Genomic DNA, 17,195 nt, shown 5'->3' on the forward strand with positions numbered 1-17,195 from the left:
ACCCGTTCCCATTCCGAACACGGCAGTTAAGCTCTTCAGCGCCGATGGTAGTTGGGGGTTTCCCCCTGTGAGAGTAGGACGCCGCCAAGCCATTTTAAAAGATCAGCCATCCGGCTGGTCTTTTTTTGCATAATGCTAAGAAAAATCATTGGATATAAAGGGATTATCAATTATGGAAACTTTTATAAAGACATACACGTAATGAAATTCTTCATCATACATTGTTAAAAGCATCCCCGGTTCTCTTAAACTATTTAAATTAATGTATGCGAACAATGGTTTTTGGGGAGAATGCAGGTATGGAGGTGGAGATGTTGGGGACAACAACAACCAAAACAACGGCAGGGGAAACATGCGCGGTTTGTGAACAAATAAAAGGAATGGGTATACATCTATATACGACTTTTATTTGCGAGGAATGCGAAAGGGATATGATCGGGACGGATACGAACGATCCCAAGTACCAATATTACTTAAAGAAATTGAGAAAAATCACTAATCCTGAAATATTATCATGAAAAAATAGTTTGTGGAAAGTTAAAGAGTCAGAGAAAAAAGAAATGGTGTGTTTCTTTAGTCTCTGATTCTTTTTTTGGTACTTTAGAAGAATGGTTGCCAACACGCTTCAACCTGCAACCAGACTTGTTTGGGGATACATAATCGCCTTCCTATTGTCGCAATATGAGATAAAATTGAACTTATTTGATAAAATGAAAAAATACTATGACGTGAGGGAAGAGAAAAATGAATCAATCTCAGACACCATTGTTCGATGCAATGAGTGCATTTCATAAAAAAAGCCCAATATCCCTGCATGTCCCAGGACATAAAAATGGATGGGTGTTTAGTAAAAAGGGCCAAGCTTTATATAACCCCCTGCTTGGTATTGATGCCACGGAGTTAAGCGGTTTAGATGACCTGCATGCTCCAGAGGGCGCCATTTTAAAGTCCGAGCAACTACTCGCTGACCTATATGGGGTAAAGCGGAGTTATTTTCTCGTTAATGGGTCAACCGTAGGCAACATTGCCATGATTCTTGCTACCTGCCGGGAAGGCGATAAGGTCCTTGTCCAAAGAAACTGCCATAAATCAATTTTACATGGATTGATGTTAGCGAATGTACAACCGATCTTTTTACAACCGGTTTATTATGAGAAATGGGGCATTGCTGGCGGTGTAAGATCAAAGTTAATTGAAGAAGCCTTGAGTGTACATCCAGATGTAAAAGCCATCATTGTTACCTATCCTAATTATTATGGTCTTGGTGAAGACTTGACGGAAATGGTAAGGCTCGCACATCAAAAGGGGATTCCGGTGCTGGTGGACGAGGCACATGGCGCTCATTTTCAGTTAGGAAGTCCGTTTCCAAAGCCGGCCATTTTGGCAGGGGCAGATGCCGTTGTCCATTCTGCGCATAAAACACTGCCGGCCATGACGATGGGGTCATTTCTTCATGTGAATTCATCCTTAGTTGATGTCGATCAAGTAGCATTCTATTTACAAATGCTTCAGTCGAGCAGTCCATCTTACCCAATAATGGGATCACTCGACTTGGCCAGAGCCTACTTAGCCGCTTTTACATCAGAAGATAAAAGTTCCCTTATTGAAAAGATATTAGATTTCAGAGGCGAATTAGGTGCCCTGGAAACAGTAAGGGTGCTGGAGGCGCCACTAGGCATCGCGGCGGACCCGTTGAAAGTAGTCATTCAATCAACAAATGGTTTAAGCGGGTTTGAGTTACAGCAGCTATGTGAAGCCGAGGGCATTTTTACGGAATTGGCTGATCGTGATAATTTATTACTGATTTTACCCTTATTAAAAATGGGTGCCGAATTTCCTTTTCATGAAATCGTTCAAACTATAAAAAGTGCCACTGAAGGCAGAATTGGATTCAAGGAAGCGAATCTTGGGGAAAGCTTGCCTGATCGAAGGTCAATGACAGGACTTGAAATGCCATACTCCGTCATGAAGCATAGTAAATCAAAACCTGTCGCATTACACAAAGCAGTGGGTGAGGTATCTGCCGAGATGGTCATTCCTTATCCCCCGGGCATCCCTTTGATTATGTCCGGGGAAATGATTACTCCTGAGCATATATCCATTTTGAGAAGCCTGCTAGAAATGGGATCAAGGTTTCATGGCGGTTCCTCCCTTTCAAACGGAGAATTGATCGTTTATGAAAGCGGGCAGACTGGTTAAAATGTTATACTACAAACAAAGAACCTTGGAGGTACATCGATGAAACGTGGTATTTTTATAACAATGGAAGGGCCTGAGGGTGCCGGGAAAACAACAATTACCCAAATGCTTGGCAAGGCTCTGGAACAAGAAGGTTACCAAGTACTATTAACGCGTGAGCCAGGTGGAGTTCCCATTTCGGAGCAGATTAGGGAAGTGATCCTTAATAAAGATAATACAGCCATGGACCCGAGAACAGAGGCTTTATTATACGCAGCAGCAAGGCGTCAGCATTTAGTGGAAGTGGTCATGCCGGAGTTGGAACGAGGGGGAATTGTCCTCTGTGACCGGTTTATAGACAGCTCGTTAGCCTATCAGGGCCATGCAAGGGGTTTGGATATAGAAGAAGTTTATAATATCAATAAATTCGCAATTGGAGATATGATGCCAGATGCCACGCTCTTTTTTGATATCGACCCAGAAGAGGGATTAAGACGTATCCAGTCCAATGGGGAAAGGGAAGTGAACCGGCTGGATCTTGAAGCCCTCGACTTCCATAAAAAAGTTTGTGAGGGGTATCAGTTCATTATAAATAGATGGAAAGACCGTTTCATTATCGTGGATGCAGGCCGTACAATAGATGAAGTACTTGAAGAAACGAAAACCAGCTTGTTGGATTTTTTAGCGAAAGCGGGAAACTGAATATATAGGTTTCCATATTATTCAACCAATACTATTCCAGGCAAGGACTAGTTGATATAATGGAGTTAGTAAAAATTCAGAGTAACCGGAGGATGATGAGAATGAAAATGATCATTGCTGTCGTTCAAGACAAGGATAGTCATCGCCTGCTGAATCAATTAGTGGAAAATAATTTCGGAACGACCAAGCTAGCCAGCACTGGCGGGTTTTTAAAATCAGGTAATACGACTTTTATGATTGGCACAGAGGATGAACGTGTTGACCAAGCCATTCAGATAATCAAACAGAATTGTCAGTCACGATCCCAATTAGTATCACCGGTTTCACCGATGGGCGGGAATGCCGAGTCCTATGTACCTTACCCAGTGGAGATTCAAGTAGGCGGTGCGACCATTTTTGTTCTGCCGGTTGAAAACTTTTTACAATTTTAACGGTTAGTTTCAGGGAGGTTCATTATGAAAATCAACCATGATATCCCTATTAAGCTGGAAAAATCGCGTCAGGATGCAAAACAGTTTCAAACAGGAAATGGAAGATTTCAACAAATGGTCCAGACACAGGATCAAAAGATGCAAATCCAAACATTAAACCGTTTGATAGGCGATATTGAAGGGGCGGGTCAGCGTTTAGTAAGGTCACGTACTTTTAGGGAATTGGCAAAATATAAAGCATTGGTGAAACGGTTTGTTAAAGAAGCGGTTGAATATGGACTGGAACTGAAACAATCTACGAGCTGGAACGAATATGGACAAAGCCGGCCGTTGAAAACCGTGGAAACGATAGATGCAAGATTAGTTGAGTTAAGCGAGGAAATTCTTAATAAAGAGAAAAGCTCGCTTGAAATATTGGAAATGATTGGCGAGATTAAAGGTCTGCTGATTAATTTATATACTTAAGTGAGTTGATGGTTTTGGATAAAACATGGCAGGACATGAATGAAATTCAGCCGCAGGTAATGACGATGCTGCAAAATAGCATAACGAAGAACAGGGTGGCTCATGCGTATTTATTTGAAGGGGAAAAAGGGACAGGTAAGCAAGAGATAAGCAATGCCTTTGCCAAAAGCTTACTATGTGAAGCCCCGACAGCAGGTTATGAGCCATGCGAACTTTGTCGGAATTGCAAACGGATTTCAAGTGGGAATCATCCTGATGTCCATTTGATAGAAAGAGACGGTCTCTCAATAAAGAAAGAACAAATCAAGGGGCTGCAGGAAGAATTTTCGAAAAAAAGCGTAGAGGCAGATCGAAAGGTTTATATGATTGCCGATGCGGACAAAATGTCGGTGGGGGCAGCCAACAGTCTATTGAAATTTTTAGAAGAACCTTCGGCTGATACTGTAGCAATATTGATGACCGAACAGCTTCAGAGGATTCTACCGACTATATTATCTAGGTGCCAAGTTATTTCATTCAAACCATTATCTCCGGAGAATGTGAGACGGAAGCTGATAGAACAGGAGTTAGAACCACAGCTTGCCTCGGTCATCGCACACATAACACAGAATGTGGAAGCTGGAATCGAGCTTAGCCATGATGAATGGTTTGTACAAGCTCAAAAAATAGTGGTAAAATTATATGAAGTGTTAAAACTCAATTCCTTGAAGGCATTGCTGTACCTTCAGACGGATTGGTCCACACACTTTAAAGAAAGAGAACAGGTTGACAGAGGTCTTGATTTGTTACTTCTTATATATAAGGATTTATTATACATTCAGTTGGACAAAAAGGACTTCGTTGTATTCCAAAATAAACTGAAGGAATTTGAAACTCACGCTCTTCATCTTTCCCCAAGACGCCTTGCTGAACATATGGGTTGCATTTTGGAAGCAAAAAGGAAGCTGATGTCCAACACGAATCCACAGCTGTTGATGGAACAGCTTGTGCTGAATTTGCAGGAGGGATCATGATTTGTATGATGTTGTAGGTGTCCGTTTTAAAAAGGCGGGCAAAATATACTACTTCGATCCGGGTGAATTCACTATTCCTAAGGACGATTTTGTAATAGTGGAGACTGTCCGCGGTGTTGAATTCGGTAAAGTCGTTACAGCCCGTAAACAAGTAGATGAAAACGATGTTGTCCTGCCATTGAAAAAAGTACTTCGGGTCGCTGATGCAAAAGATAAGCTGATTGTAGACGAGAACAAGGCGGCTGCAGAAGAGGCTTACTCTATATGTTGTCAAAAGGTTGTGGAGCATAAACTGGATATGAAGCTGGTTGATGTGTCATATACTTTCGACAGAAATAAAGTCGTGTTTTATTTTACAGCGGATGGTCGCGTGGATTTCCGTGATTTAGTCAAAGATTTAGCTGCCATATTCAGAACTCGCATAGAACTGCGCCAAATTGGGGTTAGGGATGAGGCAAAGATGCTTGGTGGCATCGGACCTTGTGGCAGAATGCTTTGTTGCTCCACATTTCTTGGGGATTTTGAACCGGTTTCCATCAAAATGGCGAAGGATCAGAATTTATCATTAAACCCTACAAAAATCTCAGGTTTATGCGGTCGATTGATGTGCTGTCTGAAATATGAAAATGATGAGTATGAAAGTGCGAAGGAAATGCTTCCTGATTTAGGTGAAATGATTAATACGCCTGGTGGCAAAGGCAAGGTAGTGGGGCTTAATATTCTAGAACGCGTACTTCAGATTGAACTAATCGAGCAAGAAAGAGTATTAGAGTATACTCTAGATGAGATTCTAAAAGAGGGAGCCGTTTCTATTCAAGCCACAGATTATTAAGGTGGTGGGAGAGCGTGGATAAGAAAGATATTTTTGAGTCGGTGACCAATATGGAAACCCAGATAGGCCAATTATATAAGCAGCTTGGAGAATTGAAGCAGAACTTAGCTGAAATCCTTGAGGAAAATCAGTCGCTCAAGCTGGAGAACGAGCATTTGCGCCATCGGTTGGGCCTTGTGGAAGTCGAAACTGCTCCTGCTGCAGTAAAGGTCAAACAAAAAGTGAAAAACCGTACTGCAAGTGCGGACAAGGTTATGGATATCGGGGAAGGCTATGATAATTTAGCCCGTATCTATCAAGAAGGCTTTCACATTTGCAATCTGCATTTTGGCAGTTTAAGAAAAGAAGGAGATTGCCTGTTCTGTTTATCTTTTTTAAACAAGAAGTGATAATGGAATAATAAAAAAGATGTTCCATCTCTTTTACGTGATAGATAGACCGTTTACAATATATAGTGATTCGGGGTCTGACGCATACTATGAGTCAGGCCCCTTTTTGTACGATAGTAATGTCGAAGCATGGAACCTAAACATGCTTTTTCCATACATGATTAGGAGGGTAACAGCAATGGTAGAACTTAAAGGAGATGAGCGCCTGGATTATCTATTGGCTGAGAATTTAAGGATCATCCAAAGCCCGTCGGTGTTCTCTTTTTCATTAGATGCCGTTTTATTATCAAGGTTTGTAAATGTCCCGATCCAAAAAGGGAAAATCGTAGACCTTTGCTCAGGGAATGGGGTCATACCTTTGCTGCTGAGTACAAGAACGAAAGGGACAATTACCGGTGTTGAAATTCAAGAACGGTTATATGACATGGCCCAGAGGAGCGTGGACTATAATGGCGTATCCTCCCAGATCGAGATGATTCATGGGGATATAAAGGAAATACCAAAACAGATAGGGTATAGCAAATATGATGTCGTTACTTGCAATCCACCTTATTTTCCGACGCCATCTATCGAGGAAATTAACAAAAATGAACATTTTGCAATTGCCCGACATGAATTAATGTGTAATCTAGAGGACGTCATGCGTGTTTCAAGTCAGTTGCTGCGTCAAGGTGGGAAAGCAGCATTCGTTCATAGACCGGGACGTCTGATGGATATCCTGCATTTCATGAGGATGTACAGAATTGAACCGAAGCGACTGCAATTCGTTTATCCAAAGAGTTCAAAAGAAGCCAATACGATTCTTATTGAAGGGATAAAGGACGGCAACCCTGATTTGAAGATTCTTCCTCCGCTTGTTGTCTATAATGATCAGAATGAGTATAATCCGGAAATCAGAAGGATTTTATATGGAGAGGAATAAGCATTATTTTTATGTCTTAAAATGCAGGGACGGCAGCTATTATGCGGGGTATACAAATAATTTGGACCGCAGGATTGATGCTCATAATCAAGGCAGGGGTGCAAAGTATACACGTGGCCGGACCCCGGTTGAACTGATTTATCATGAAATATTCGAAACACAGACATTGGCCATGCAGGCTGAATATAAATTCAAGCAATTAACAAGAAAACAAAAGCAAAAGTGGATGGCAAAGGAGGATACATGATATGTGGCAGCAAAAGAGTTTTGAAAAAGAAGGATTGGAGCCAGCTCTGTATCTGGTTCCTACACCGATAGGAAACCTAGAGGATATGAGTTTCCGGGCTTTAAGAATCTTAAAGGAAGCGGATGTCATTGCTGCTGAGGACACGCGAAATACGAAGAAATTATGCAACTACTTTGAAATTTCGACACCTATCGTCAGTTACCATGAACATAATAAGGAATATAGCGGGAAGCAGATGCTTGAGAGGCTTCGATCTGGAGAGGTCATTGCATTGGTAAGTGATGCGGGCTTGCCGACGATATCCGATCCGGGATATGAACTGGTCAAAGAAGCCATTGCCGAACAGTTTAAAGTCATCCCGTTGCCTGGGGCAAATGCTGCATTAACTGCATTGATTGCATCTGGACTGACTCCGCAGCCCTTTTACTTTTATGGCTTTCTACAGCGGGGAGCAAAAGAAAAAAAGAAGGAGCTGGAAAAATTAAAAAAAATGGAGTCGACTTGGATCGTTTATGAGTCGCCACATCGATTGAAAGAAACATTGAAACATATGCATGAAATTTTAGGTGACCGTCGTATAGTATTATGCCGGGAATTGACCAAGAAGTTTGAAGAGTTCATTCGAGGGACTGTGAGTGAAGCATTGACGTGGGCGATGGAATCCGAAATTCGCGGAGAGTTCTGTTTAATAATAGAAGGAGGGCAATGGTCGGAGGAGGAACCTGAAGAAGCTTGGTGGATGGCACTTGACATCGTCGATCATGTTAATCATTATATGGAAACCAAGCAGTTCACGTCAAAGGATGCAATCAAGCAGGTCGCAAAAGATCGCAATATGCAAAAACGGGATGTATATCAAGCGTATCATATTGATATACAAGAATAATAAACATAAAAAAACTTCCGAAGGCCGGAAGTTTTTTTATATCATTTATTTAGAAGCAGTGAAGTTTTGTTGAATTTCTTGAATAAGTAATTCTGCACCTTCACGACTAAGGATCAATTTACCATTAGCAAGTGTAAGGTTGTTATCGGAAACTTCACCTGTAACTTGGCAAGTCATGTTTGGTTTGTATTTTTTCAAGATGATGCGCTCATCATCAACATAGATTTCAAGAGCGTCTTTCTCGGCGATACCCAATGTACGACGAAGTTCGATTGGAATAACCACCCGGCCTAACTCATCAACTTTACGAACAATACCTGTAGATTTCATTTTTATAATTTCTCCTCTCAGTTACAATATAGTACCCTATTTCTATTTTTTTCGCCATTATTCGACAAATTTTTTTATAAATTTATAATACCAGCCATTCCCAAATTCGTCAATGATTTATTTTCATTTTTTTGTAAGAAATAGCATGGCTCATTTCGTGTAACAAAAAGGCTTTTAAAGAGAAAAAATCGGTTATGCCTTTAAAAGTAAAGAAATAGCTAGGCTACAGAGAACCCCTCACTTCACCAGATTTCGACAAAGTGTGCATATAAAACATACTTCATTATTATATGATTAAATATAATTTAGTTTCAAAACAAAAGTTCTGAATTAAGGATAATTTTCTGAAAAAGTTTACGAATATGTGAGTTGTTGCACAAAAAAAGAAATTTAGGTATATTTTGTTGAGGTAAGAGGTAATGCTGTCATAAGGGAAGTTCACGTCCAGATCACTTATTTTTAAATATAATTTTTTAATTCTAATAACACGATGATTAGATTAGTGATTATTGTCGCATATAGCGTTAAAATAGAGATAATAACTTAAATATATTCTTATGGCTTGGGCAAGTCCTTTAGCCGGTTTTTCAAAAGATGAGGAGGGAACGTAGTGCAAGATAAATTAAAAACATTCTATATCACGACACCCATATATTATCCGAGTGGTAATTTACATATAGGGCACGCGTATACGACAGTTGCGGGGGATGCCATGGCTCGTTATAAAAGGATGCGTGGCTTCGATGTCATGTATTTAACAGGCACTGATGAACATGGTCAAAAAATCCAGCGTAAAGCGGCTGAGGAAGGAATCACTCCACAGCAATATGTAGATAATATCGTATCAGGGATTAAAGAGCTCTGGGAAAAGCTTGATATTTCATATGATGATTTCATCAGGACGACGGAAGATCGCCATAAAGAGGTTGTAGCCAAGATATTCAAAAGGCTATTGGATCAGGGTGATATATACTTGGACCAATATGAAGGGCTATATTGTACACCTTGCGAATCTTTCTTCACGGAACGTCAGGTGGAAGAAAGCAATGGAAACTGTCCTGATTGCGGCAGGCCTGTTGAGAAGGTGAAAGAGGAATCTTATTTCTTTAAGATGAGTAAATATGCGGATCGGTTACTGAAGTTTTATGAGGAAAACCCGGATTTCATTCAACCGGAATCCCGCAAAAATGAAATGATCAATAACTTCATCAAGCCTGGATTGGAAGATCTGGCCGTTTCACGTACTACTTTCGATTGGGGCATCAAGGTGCCGGGAGATCCAAAGCATGTTATATATGTCTGGATAGATGCTTTGACCAATTATATAACGGCATTAGGGTACGGAACGGATAATGATTCTAAATACTTGAATTATTGGCCGGCCGATGTACATCTGGTCGGAAAGGAAATTGTGCGTTTCCATACGATCTATTGGCCAATCATGTTAATGGCTCTTGATGTGCCGCTTCCAAAGAAAGTCTTTGCCCACGGATGGCTTCTCATGAAAGATGGTAAAATGTCCAAATCAAAAGGGAATGTAGTGGATCCCGTTACATTGATTGATCGTTACGGTTTGGATTCTTTACGCTACTATTTATTGCGTGAAGTTCCATTTGGTTCTGATGGAGTATTTACACCGGAAGGGTTTGTTGAACGGATTAATTTTGACCTGGCAAATGATTTAGGGAATTTATTAAATCGAACAGTTGCAATGGTCAATAAGTATTTTGATGGCGTAATTCCAAATTACGATGGATCCAATGGTGAATTCGAAAAGGCTTTGCTTGAAATGAATCAAGATACGGTAGGCAAGTATGAGGAAGCAATGGAAAACATGGAATTTTCAGTTGCACTAACATCCATTTGGCAACTCGTGAGCAGAACTAACAAATTCATTGATGAAACCCAGCCATGGACTCTTGCTAAAGATGAATCAAGGAAGGCAGACCTAGCTAGTGTCATGGTTCATTTGGCGGAATCATTACGCAGGACGGCAATCCTTTTGAAACCGTTCTTGACGCAAACACCGGAAAAAATCTTTGCACAGCTTAGCATCAAAGATGATGTGTTGAAATCCTGGGACAGTTTAGCGGAGTTCGGTCAAATTCCTGCTGAAACAAAAGTCTTGAAGGGAGACCCGATCTTCCCTCGTTTGGATATGGAAGAGGAAGTTTTATATATTAAAGAACAAATGCAGGGTGATGCACCTAAGGCCGAGGAAAAAGTGGAAGTGGCGATTCCCGAGGTTGATGAGATCACTATTGATGACTTTACAAAAGTGGAGCTTCGTGTTGCTCAGGTCATGGAAGTTGAACCTGTAAAGAAGGCGGATAAGCTTCTTAAACTTCAGCTTGATTTGGGCTATGAGAAACGGCAAGTCGTTTCAGGCATTGCACAGCATTATAAACCCGAAGATTTAGTGGGCAAAAAAGTGATATGCGTAACGAATTTGAAACCTGTTAAACTTCGTGGCGAGCTCTCGCAAGGAATGATTTTGGCGGGAAGCCAAGATGGTGTACTCTCAGTCGCTACAATAGATTCATCGATTCCAAATGGTTCAAAGGTGAAATAAACCGATGAAAACATAAAGGTGTTTCATATGAAACATTTTTATGTTTTTTTCTTTATGCTTTTGGAAAAAGTACTTTTATACAGGTTTTGTTTTTGGTGCTGGATTTATTTGTTGGGCATATAAAGTCCTTTGTAATCTGTTTGTTACCTAAATGTGAAACATAAAACTTTCATTTTTTTATAAAATAGTGCTAGAAAGGAAGAAAAATAATGCTATTTGATACACATGTACATGTTAATGCGGAACAATTCAACGAGGATCTCGAAGACGTAATAGAAAGAGCTAAGGAAGCAGGAGTCAATAATATGGTAGTTGTTGGTTTTGACCGGCCTACTATTAAAAGGGCAATGGAATTGATAGAAGCTTATGATTTCATGTATGCCGCAGTCGGCTGGCATCCTGTCGATGCTATAGATATGACAGAAGAGGACTTACAATGGATCGAGGAATTATCTAACCATCCAAAGGTTGTGGCCATTGGTGAGATGGGCCTGGATTATCATTGGGATAAATCACCGAAAGATGTTCAAATGGAGGTGTTCAGGAAGCAAATCCGATTGGCAAAAAAGGTGGGGCTGCCCATTATCATCCATAATCGGGAAGCGACCGCGGATATCGTGAATATTCTCAAGGAAGAAGAGGCATCAAGGGTTGGAGGCATCATGCATTGCTTTAGCGGAAGTGCGGAAACGGCTTTGGAATGCATTAATATGAATTTTTATATTTCATTGGGTGGCCCTGTGACCTTCAAGAATGCAAAAAAACCAAAGGAAGTGGCAGCAGCCGTGCCTTTAGACCGTTTACTGATAGAGACCGATTGTCCATATTTGGCTCCCCATCCTTATAGAGGGAAGCGTAATGAACCTTCGTATGTGAAGCTCGTTGCTGAACAAATTGCAGAAATCAAACAACTCACAATAGAGGAAGTTTCCCAGGCAACAACTGAAAATGCCAAGAAATTATTCGGCATTAACTGACATTTTATTTTACAATATCTTCCGGGCTTCGCTAGCTAAAATCGCATTTTTTTAAAGTTTCTACAAATCTCGCTCTTATTATGTCGAGAAGTCGCCCTTTCCTTTTCAATATGGAATATCCATAATAGGTAGTAATTTCCTGAATGAGAAGTGAATGGGTTGACAGCTTGATAACTAAGTCTATATAATCACCGGGAGGAAGGAGGAGTTTTTCATTCTATTAAAAACTATGAAAAACCTTATTCCCAAACCTTTTGGGAAGAAGAGAATGGCAATTGCCATTTGCAGTGCTATTCTTGTTTCTACAGCATTGGGAATATTAATATATCAAGGTACAAAGGATACAGTAACAATCATGCTAGACGGGAAAAAAGAGGTAGTGCGTACACACGCGGCTACTGTAAATGATATGTTGGAAGATTTAGAGATTACCGTTCAAGCCGCAGACTATGTCCATCCATCAAGAGCCACGAAGGTTGATGATGATTTAGAGGTGGTTTGGAAGCCTGCACAAAAAATCGTCATGGTACAGGATGGTAAGACGGAGGAGGTCTGGTCCACTGCCGAAACGGTAGATGAACTTTTAAAAGATCAAGATCTTAGTGTGAAGGAACAGGATAAGATCACCCCTTCAAAAAATACGAAGCTGAAAGCGAATATGGAAGTTGCCATAGACAAAGCCTTTTCACTGAAATTAGTGGTAGGTGGAGACGAAAAGCAGGTATGGTCAACTTCGACTACTGTCGCTGACTTTTTAAAGCAACAAGGAGTAAAACTCAATGATTTGGATCGAGTTGAACCAGATTTAACCGAAAAAGTTGAAGCTGAGAATACGGTAAACGTAGTTCGAATTGAAAAAGTCACCGATGTAGTGGAAGAACCAGTTGACTTTGCTGTCATAACAAAAAAAGATGACTCTTTATCAAAAGGGAAAGAGAAAATTGTCAAAGAAGGAAAAGACGGACTCATTTCCAAGAAATATGAAGTTGTTAAGGAAAATGGCAAAGAGGTCAAAAGAGAATTACTTTCAGAAAAAGTAGTTAATAAAAAGCAGGATAAAGTTGTAACGGTCGGAACTCGAACGACAGTTGCCCAGGCATCACGCGGAGTAACTAACGTTAGTTCTTCAAGCGGAAAAGAAATATACGTATCATCAACAGCTTATACTGCCAGTTGTAAGGGCTGTTCCGGTGTCACGTCTACAGGCGTAGACCTTAAGAGTAATCCGGGTGCGAAGATCATTGCTGTCGACCCGAGCGTAATTCCTATGGGGTCGAAAGTATATGTAGAGGGATACGGCTATGCTGTAGCTGCCGATAAAGGCGGAGCAATAAAGGGAAATAGGATTGATGTCTTCTTTTCCTCAAAAAATGATGCCTATCGTTGGGGTGTAAAGAGAGTAAAGGTTCGCGTATTGGACTAATAAGGTTTCTCTCGCAGGAGATGAATTCGTCTCCTGTTTTTTGCGTTTTATTTTCCACTTGTTGAAAAACCCTATGTAAAACTGTTTTAATAAGATAGACGTCTCACTATTCCATAAGATTTCAATTTATGTGTGTAAACTTTCATAAATGATCTTGACTGGATTCTCTATCCAGAAAAATTTTACGGGGGACCGGTTACGTTTATCCAAGAGCTAATCAAAGCGCTTGCGCTTTTCTGTATGGAGGAAACCATGAAAAAGATTAAAGAAATTATTGTTGTAGAAGGAAAAGACGATACGGTAGCGATAAAAAGGGCTGTTAATGCTGATACAATAGAAACCAACGGTTCCGCGGTGAATGAGTCCTGTATCGAGCAGGTGAGGCTTGCACAAAAGACGCGTGGAGCCATCATTTTCACAGACCCTGATTTTCCTGGTCAAAAAATCAGGAACATCATTTCAGAACAAGTAAAAGGCTGTAAACACGCCTTTTTAACGAAGGAGGAAGCCCTTCCTAAGTCAGGTAGAGGAATTGGTGTGGAACATGCTTCTCCTGAGGCGATTCGTAATGCTTTAAAGGATGTCCAATTAATGGATGAAGAGGCTTCAGAAGAGATTTCACAGCAGGATTTAATAGATGCAGGTTTAATCGGGGGGCCCGGTGCCAAGGAACGAAGGGAAAAACTTGGATCTATTTTGAAAATCGGGTTTACCAATGGTAAACAGTTATATAAGAGACTAAAAATGTTCCAAATATCAACTGATGCTTTTGAGAAAGCGATGGTACAGATAATTCAGGAGGAAAATAATGAATAAGGATATTGCAACCCCTGTCAGAACGAAAGAAATATTAAAGAAATACGGATTCTCCTTTAAAAAGAGCTTAGGACAAAACTTTTTAATCGATACGAATATCTTGAAACGTATTGTCGAACATGCCAATTTGACAGAGGAAAGCGGCGCCATCGAAATTGGGCCGGGAATCGGGGCATTGACGGAACAACTAGCGAAAAGCAGCAAAAAGGTTGCGGCCTTTGAGATTGATCAGCGTCTACTGCCCATCTTATCGGATACACTGTCTCCCTATAACAATGTAAACATCATTCACGGGGATGTTCTCAAGGCTGATGTCAAGAAGGTAATCGAGGAGGAATTCGCGGGCTTCTCGGACCTGATGGTTGTTGCAAATCTGCCATACTATGTCACGACGCCGATCATTTTAAAGCTATTGTCCGAGGACCTGCCCATTAGAGGCATCGTGTGCATGCTGCAAAAGGAAGTGGCTGATCGAATTGCCGCAAAACCTGGGACAAAGGAATATGGTTCTTTATCCATTGCGATTCAATATTATACCGAAGCCGAAACAGTGATGATCGTACCCAAAACGGTATTCATGCCTCAGCCTAATGTTGATTCAGCTGTAATCCGCCTTACCTTGCGCGATAAGCCAATCGTTGAGGTCCTGGATGAGGATTTCTTCTTCACTGTGACCCGGGCGAGCTTTGCACAGCGCCGGAAAACGATATTAAATAACTTAACCAGTCAGCTGCCGGATGGTAAGTCGAAAAAAGAACTCATACTTGCCGCTCTCGAAGCCGCAGAAGTTGATCCTTCCAGACGAGGAGAAACACTGAGCATCAAAGAATTTGGCCGCTTAAGTGATGCGTTATTGCCGAATTTCAAATAAAGATAATGTAAAGATTAAAGTCGGAATGGGGGTCACTCCCAGCTTCCGGCTTTTTTTATTTTGATATCGGCATACCATGATGGACGTACCCAAAAATGTAATCAATCCCAACCTTTCACCATTCAAGAATGGTTCGCATAACTTAAGAATGAAAATAAACTAGGGCGGGCTGAAAATAAGTCTTCTCATGGGGTGGGGCCATGAATATTCAAATAAACGATATTGTCGGTCGGGTTTCTTATAAATGCGACGTGTTGTTCCGGGTAATCGATATCCGTGATATTGACGGAAGGCGTGAAGCTATTCTTTATGGAGAAGATATCCGACTGATTGCAGATGCACCTTTTCAAGATTTAATGATCATTAATGATAATGAAAGAAATGATCGACAAAGATCGAATGAGGTACTTCAAGAACAATCTTACCGCTTATTAACACAAGATCTAGAGCTGCAACAACAAAAAAATGGCTATCAATCGAGTAATGGCTATCGGTATAGCGGTGAATATTTTCAGATACCAGGGAGGGTCCTCCATGTTGATGGGGATGCATCTTACTTAAGGAAATGCATGGATCTATATCAGAAATTCGGTATTCCGGTCAATGGCATCTATTGCAATGAAAAGGAAATGCCCCAAAGAATCGGGGGTTTGTTGGACCATTATCGGCCGGACATCCTTGTTGTCACCGGTCATGATGCCTATTCAAAATCAAAAGGGCCGATGTCCGATATCAATGCTTACCGTCACTCAAAGGATTTTGTACAGACAGTTAGAGAAGCACGAAGGAGAGTTTCCCATTTAGACCAACTGATTATATTTGCCGGGGCTTGTCAATCGCATTTTGAATCATTAATCCAAGCGGGGGCAAATTTTGCAAGTTCTCCCTCCCGTGTTAATATACATGCTCTTGATCCGGTATATATCGTCGGAAAGATAAGCTTTACACCTTTTTCCGATCATATTCATGTATGGGATGTCCTTCGGAATACATTAACGGGAGAGAAGGGGTTGGGGGGAATTGAGACTAAAGGGGTGTTACGGACCGGGTTGCCTTTCAAGCCATTTCAGGAAGAATGAACGAGCTGCATTTTGAAAGAATGCAGCTTGCTTTTGGTGGGGAAGAATTCGGATATCCTCACAAAAAAACGGGTTTTTTGTTTGGTAATGTCACTAAGTAATGATTTAACTACGAAAATTCGGTTTAATAATTAATGATATAGTTCGTTTACATAATTTTTCATTTCCCAGGATATAATAAAATTGTTCGCGATTTTGCCGGATTTCAGATAAAAATATATTGACTACATTTTTAAGTGCTGATATAATTTATTATTTTGTTTGCGTATATTTGTAAATTGTGATATACTTAACTTAGTGAGGTGGACCGAAAATGCCAAAAACTCTAGCTGATATTAAAACTGCACTTGATTCAAACCTAGGTAAAAGATTGCTCTTAAAAGCAAACGGTGGAAGAAGAAAGACTGTAGAACGATTTGGAACTTTGGCGGAAACTTATCCGGCTGTTTTTGTAATTGAGCTCGACCAAGATGAAAATGCGTTTGAAAGAGTATCTTACAGCTATGCGGATGTTTTAACGGAAACCGTAGAACTAACATTTTTAAACAAACAACAAGAGATTTAACTTAGACGAGGCAGCGAACAACTATGTTTGCTGCTTTTTGTTTTGTATAAAATATCCTGTGAGCCCCAATAAAGGCTTAAAAAGGATGTAATGAAATAGCGTATGATGCAAACACTAGGCATGTGACGGCATGTGAAAGGGGTTGCTTCGCTTGAGCAGGAAAAAAGGGATTATGTCAAATGGTCTTAAAGAGGAATTGGCTAAAGAACTTGGATTTTACGATGTTGTCCAGAAAGAAGGCTGGGGAGGAATCCGGGCCAGGGACGCAGGGAACATGGTAAAACTTGCTATCGAAAAAGCACAACGTCAATTGGTGAACAAGGAGTAAGATAAACACTTAATTGTATCATGCCGTCATGTTGAAAGTAGCCGGACTCTTTATGCAATGTATAGCTCTATTCATTTTTGCTTACATTGTAGTTAAGGAGTCTGGTTTTTTTATGTATCGGTAATTGCTATTTGGATATGTAGCAAGTCTTTTGGGATTCAGGAAGTGG

Annotated in this window: 20 protein-coding genes and 1 rRNA gene; 20 read left to right on the forward strand and 1 reads right to left on the reverse strand. The window is 40.6% G+C overall.

Annotated elements, in window-relative coordinates; genetic code table 11:
- The 12 genes from rrf to rsmI all read left to right on the forward strand — a co-directional run.
- Nucleotides 1-90, forward strand: a 5S ribosomal RNA gene (rrf, locus tag ACIQZD_RS24950); the annotation flags it as partial.
- A gap of 209 nt (nucleotides 91-299) precedes the next feature.
- Nucleotides 300-518 carry a sigma factor G inhibitor Gin gene (locus ACIQZD_RS24955; protein WP_241594411.1) on the forward strand — a complete coding sequence of 73 codons (219 nt, stop codon included), beginning with the start codon at nucleotides 300-302 and terminating at the stop codon, nucleotides 516-518.
- Nucleotides 519-744: 226 nt separating this feature from the next.
- Nucleotides 745-2,199, forward strand: coding sequence for an aminotransferase class I/II-fold pyridoxal phosphate-dependent enzyme (locus ACIQZD_RS24960; protein WP_402907297.1), 1,455 nt, complete (start codon nucleotides 745-747; stop codon nucleotides 2,197-2,199).
- A gap of 39 nt (nucleotides 2,200-2,238) precedes the next feature.
- Nucleotides 2,239-2,880: a dTMP kinase gene (gene tmk / locus ACIQZD_RS24965; protein ID WP_402907300.1), complete on the forward strand. Its 642-nt coding sequence runs from the start codon at nucleotides 2,239-2,241 to the stop codon at nucleotides 2,878-2,880.
- Nucleotides 2,881-2,981: 101 nt separating this feature from the next.
- Nucleotides 2,982-3,311, forward strand: coding sequence for a cyclic-di-AMP receptor (locus tag ACIQZD_RS24970; protein WP_034316369.1), 330 nt, complete (start codon nucleotides 2,982-2,984; stop codon nucleotides 3,309-3,311).
- Between the two features lie 24 nt (nucleotides 3,312-3,335).
- On the forward strand, nucleotides 3,336-3,776 hold the full coding sequence (locus ACIQZD_RS24975) for a YaaR family protein (protein WP_402907304.1): 441 nt from the start codon (nucleotides 3,336-3,338) through the stop codon (nucleotides 3,774-3,776).
- 14 nt (nucleotides 3,777-3,790) lie between these two features.
- Nucleotides 3,791-4,789, forward strand: a complete 999-nt coding sequence (gene holB, locus ACIQZD_RS24980) for a DNA polymerase III subunit delta' (RefSeq protein WP_402907307.1) — start codon at nucleotides 3,791-3,793, stop codon at nucleotides 4,787-4,789.
- A 1-nt stretch (nucleotide 4,790) separates the two neighbouring features.
- Nucleotides 4,791-5,621 (forward strand): PSP1 domain-containing protein, encoded by an 831-nt coding sequence (locus ACIQZD_RS24985; protein ID WP_241594416.1) that lies wholly within the window; start codon nucleotides 4,791-4,793, stop codon nucleotides 5,619-5,621.
- 50 nt (nucleotides 5,622-5,671) lie between these two features.
- A complete protein-coding gene (gene yabA / locus ACIQZD_RS24990) occupies nucleotides 5,672-6,010 on the forward strand; it encodes a DNA replication initiation control protein YabA (protein WP_269467095.1) in 339 nt (112 codons plus the stop codon).
- A 178-nt stretch (nucleotides 6,011-6,188) separates the two neighbouring features.
- Nucleotides 6,189-6,932 carry a tRNA1(Val) (adenine(37)-N6)-methyltransferase gene (locus ACIQZD_RS24995; protein ID WP_402907311.1) on the forward strand — a complete coding sequence of 248 codons (744 nt, stop codon included), beginning with the start codon at nucleotides 6,189-6,191 and terminating at the stop codon, nucleotides 6,930-6,932.
- Nucleotides 6,919-7,179 (forward strand): GIY-YIG nuclease family protein, encoded by a 261-nt coding sequence (locus ACIQZD_RS25000; protein WP_101225897.1) that lies wholly within the window; start codon nucleotides 6,919-6,921, stop codon nucleotides 7,177-7,179. Before ACIQZD_RS24995 ends, ACIQZD_RS25000 begins: the two co-directional genes overlap by 14 nt.
- A gap of 1 nt (nucleotide 7,180) precedes the next feature.
- The gene (gene rsmI / locus ACIQZD_RS25005) at nucleotides 7,181-8,065 is read left to right on the forward strand and encodes a 16S rRNA (cytidine(1402)-2'-O)-methyltransferase (RefSeq protein WP_402907314.1); all 885 of its coding nucleotides are present in this window, start codon (nucleotides 7,181-7,183) and stop codon (nucleotides 8,063-8,065) included.
- 45 nt (nucleotides 8,066-8,110) lie between these two features.
- Here rsmI and ACIQZD_RS25010 read toward each other — a convergent pair whose 3' ends face one another.
- Nucleotides 8,111-8,395, reverse strand: coding sequence for a transition state genes transcriptional regulator AbrB (locus ACIQZD_RS25010; RefSeq protein WP_048689982.1), 285 nt, complete (start codon nucleotides 8,393-8,395; stop codon nucleotides 8,111-8,113).
- A 610-nt stretch (nucleotides 8,396-9,005) separates the two neighbouring features.
- Between ACIQZD_RS25010 and metG the strand changes: the two genes are divergently transcribed.
- From metG to ACIQZD_RS25050, 8 genes are all read left to right on the forward strand, one after another.
- Nucleotides 9,006-10,967, forward strand: a complete 1,962-nt coding sequence (gene metG / locus ACIQZD_RS25015; RefSeq protein ID WP_402907317.1) for a methionine--tRNA ligase — start codon at nucleotides 9,006-9,008, stop codon at nucleotides 10,965-10,967.
- Nucleotides 10,968-11,176: 209 nt separating this feature from the next.
- Nucleotides 11,177-11,944 carry a TatD family hydrolase gene (locus tag ACIQZD_RS25020; RefSeq protein ID WP_305162162.1) on the forward strand — a complete coding sequence of 256 codons (768 nt, stop codon included), beginning with the start codon at nucleotides 11,177-11,179 and terminating at the stop codon, nucleotides 11,942-11,944.
- Nucleotides 11,945-12,212: 268 nt separating this feature from the next.
- A complete protein-coding gene (locus ACIQZD_RS25025; protein WP_402907320.1) occupies nucleotides 12,213-13,367 on the forward strand; it encodes a ubiquitin-like domain-containing protein in 1,155 nt (384 codons plus the stop codon).
- 252 nt (nucleotides 13,368-13,619) lie between these two features.
- Nucleotides 13,620-14,183 (forward strand): ribonuclease M5, encoded by a 564-nt coding sequence (rnmV, locus tag ACIQZD_RS25030; protein ID WP_402907323.1) that lies wholly within the window; start codon nucleotides 13,620-13,622, stop codon nucleotides 14,181-14,183.
- Nucleotides 14,176-15,054 carry a 16S rRNA (adenine(1518)-N(6)/adenine(1519)-N(6))-dimethyltransferase RsmA gene (gene rsmA / locus ACIQZD_RS25035; protein WP_402907326.1) on the forward strand — a complete coding sequence of 293 codons (879 nt, stop codon included), beginning with the start codon at nucleotides 14,176-14,178 and terminating at the stop codon, nucleotides 15,052-15,054. The genes rnmV and rsmA overlap by 8 nt, the downstream gene beginning before the upstream one ends.
- A 200-nt stretch (nucleotides 15,055-15,254) precedes the next feature.
- A complete protein-coding gene (gene yabG / locus ACIQZD_RS25040) occupies nucleotides 15,255-16,133 on the forward strand; it encodes a sporulation peptidase YabG (RefSeq protein ID WP_402907329.1) in 879 nt (292 codons plus the stop codon).
- Nucleotides 16,134-16,446: 313 nt separating this feature from the next.
- Nucleotides 16,447-16,698: a biofilm formation stimulator Veg gene (gene veg, locus ACIQZD_RS25045; protein ID WP_061440325.1), complete on the forward strand. Its 252-nt coding sequence runs from the start codon at nucleotides 16,447-16,449 to the stop codon at nucleotides 16,696-16,698.
- A gap of 151 nt (nucleotides 16,699-16,849) precedes the next feature.
- Nucleotides 16,850-17,026, forward strand: coding sequence for a small, acid-soluble spore protein, alpha/beta type (locus ACIQZD_RS25050; protein ID WP_101225905.1), 177 nt, complete (start codon nucleotides 16,850-16,852; stop codon nucleotides 17,024-17,026).
- Nucleotides 17,027-17,195: the final 169 nt, after the last annotated feature.

The organism is Peribacillus sp. NPDC096447 (assembly GCF_044762725.1).
Classification (GTDB): Bacteria; Bacillota; Bacilli; order Bacillales; family DSM-1321; genus Peribacillus.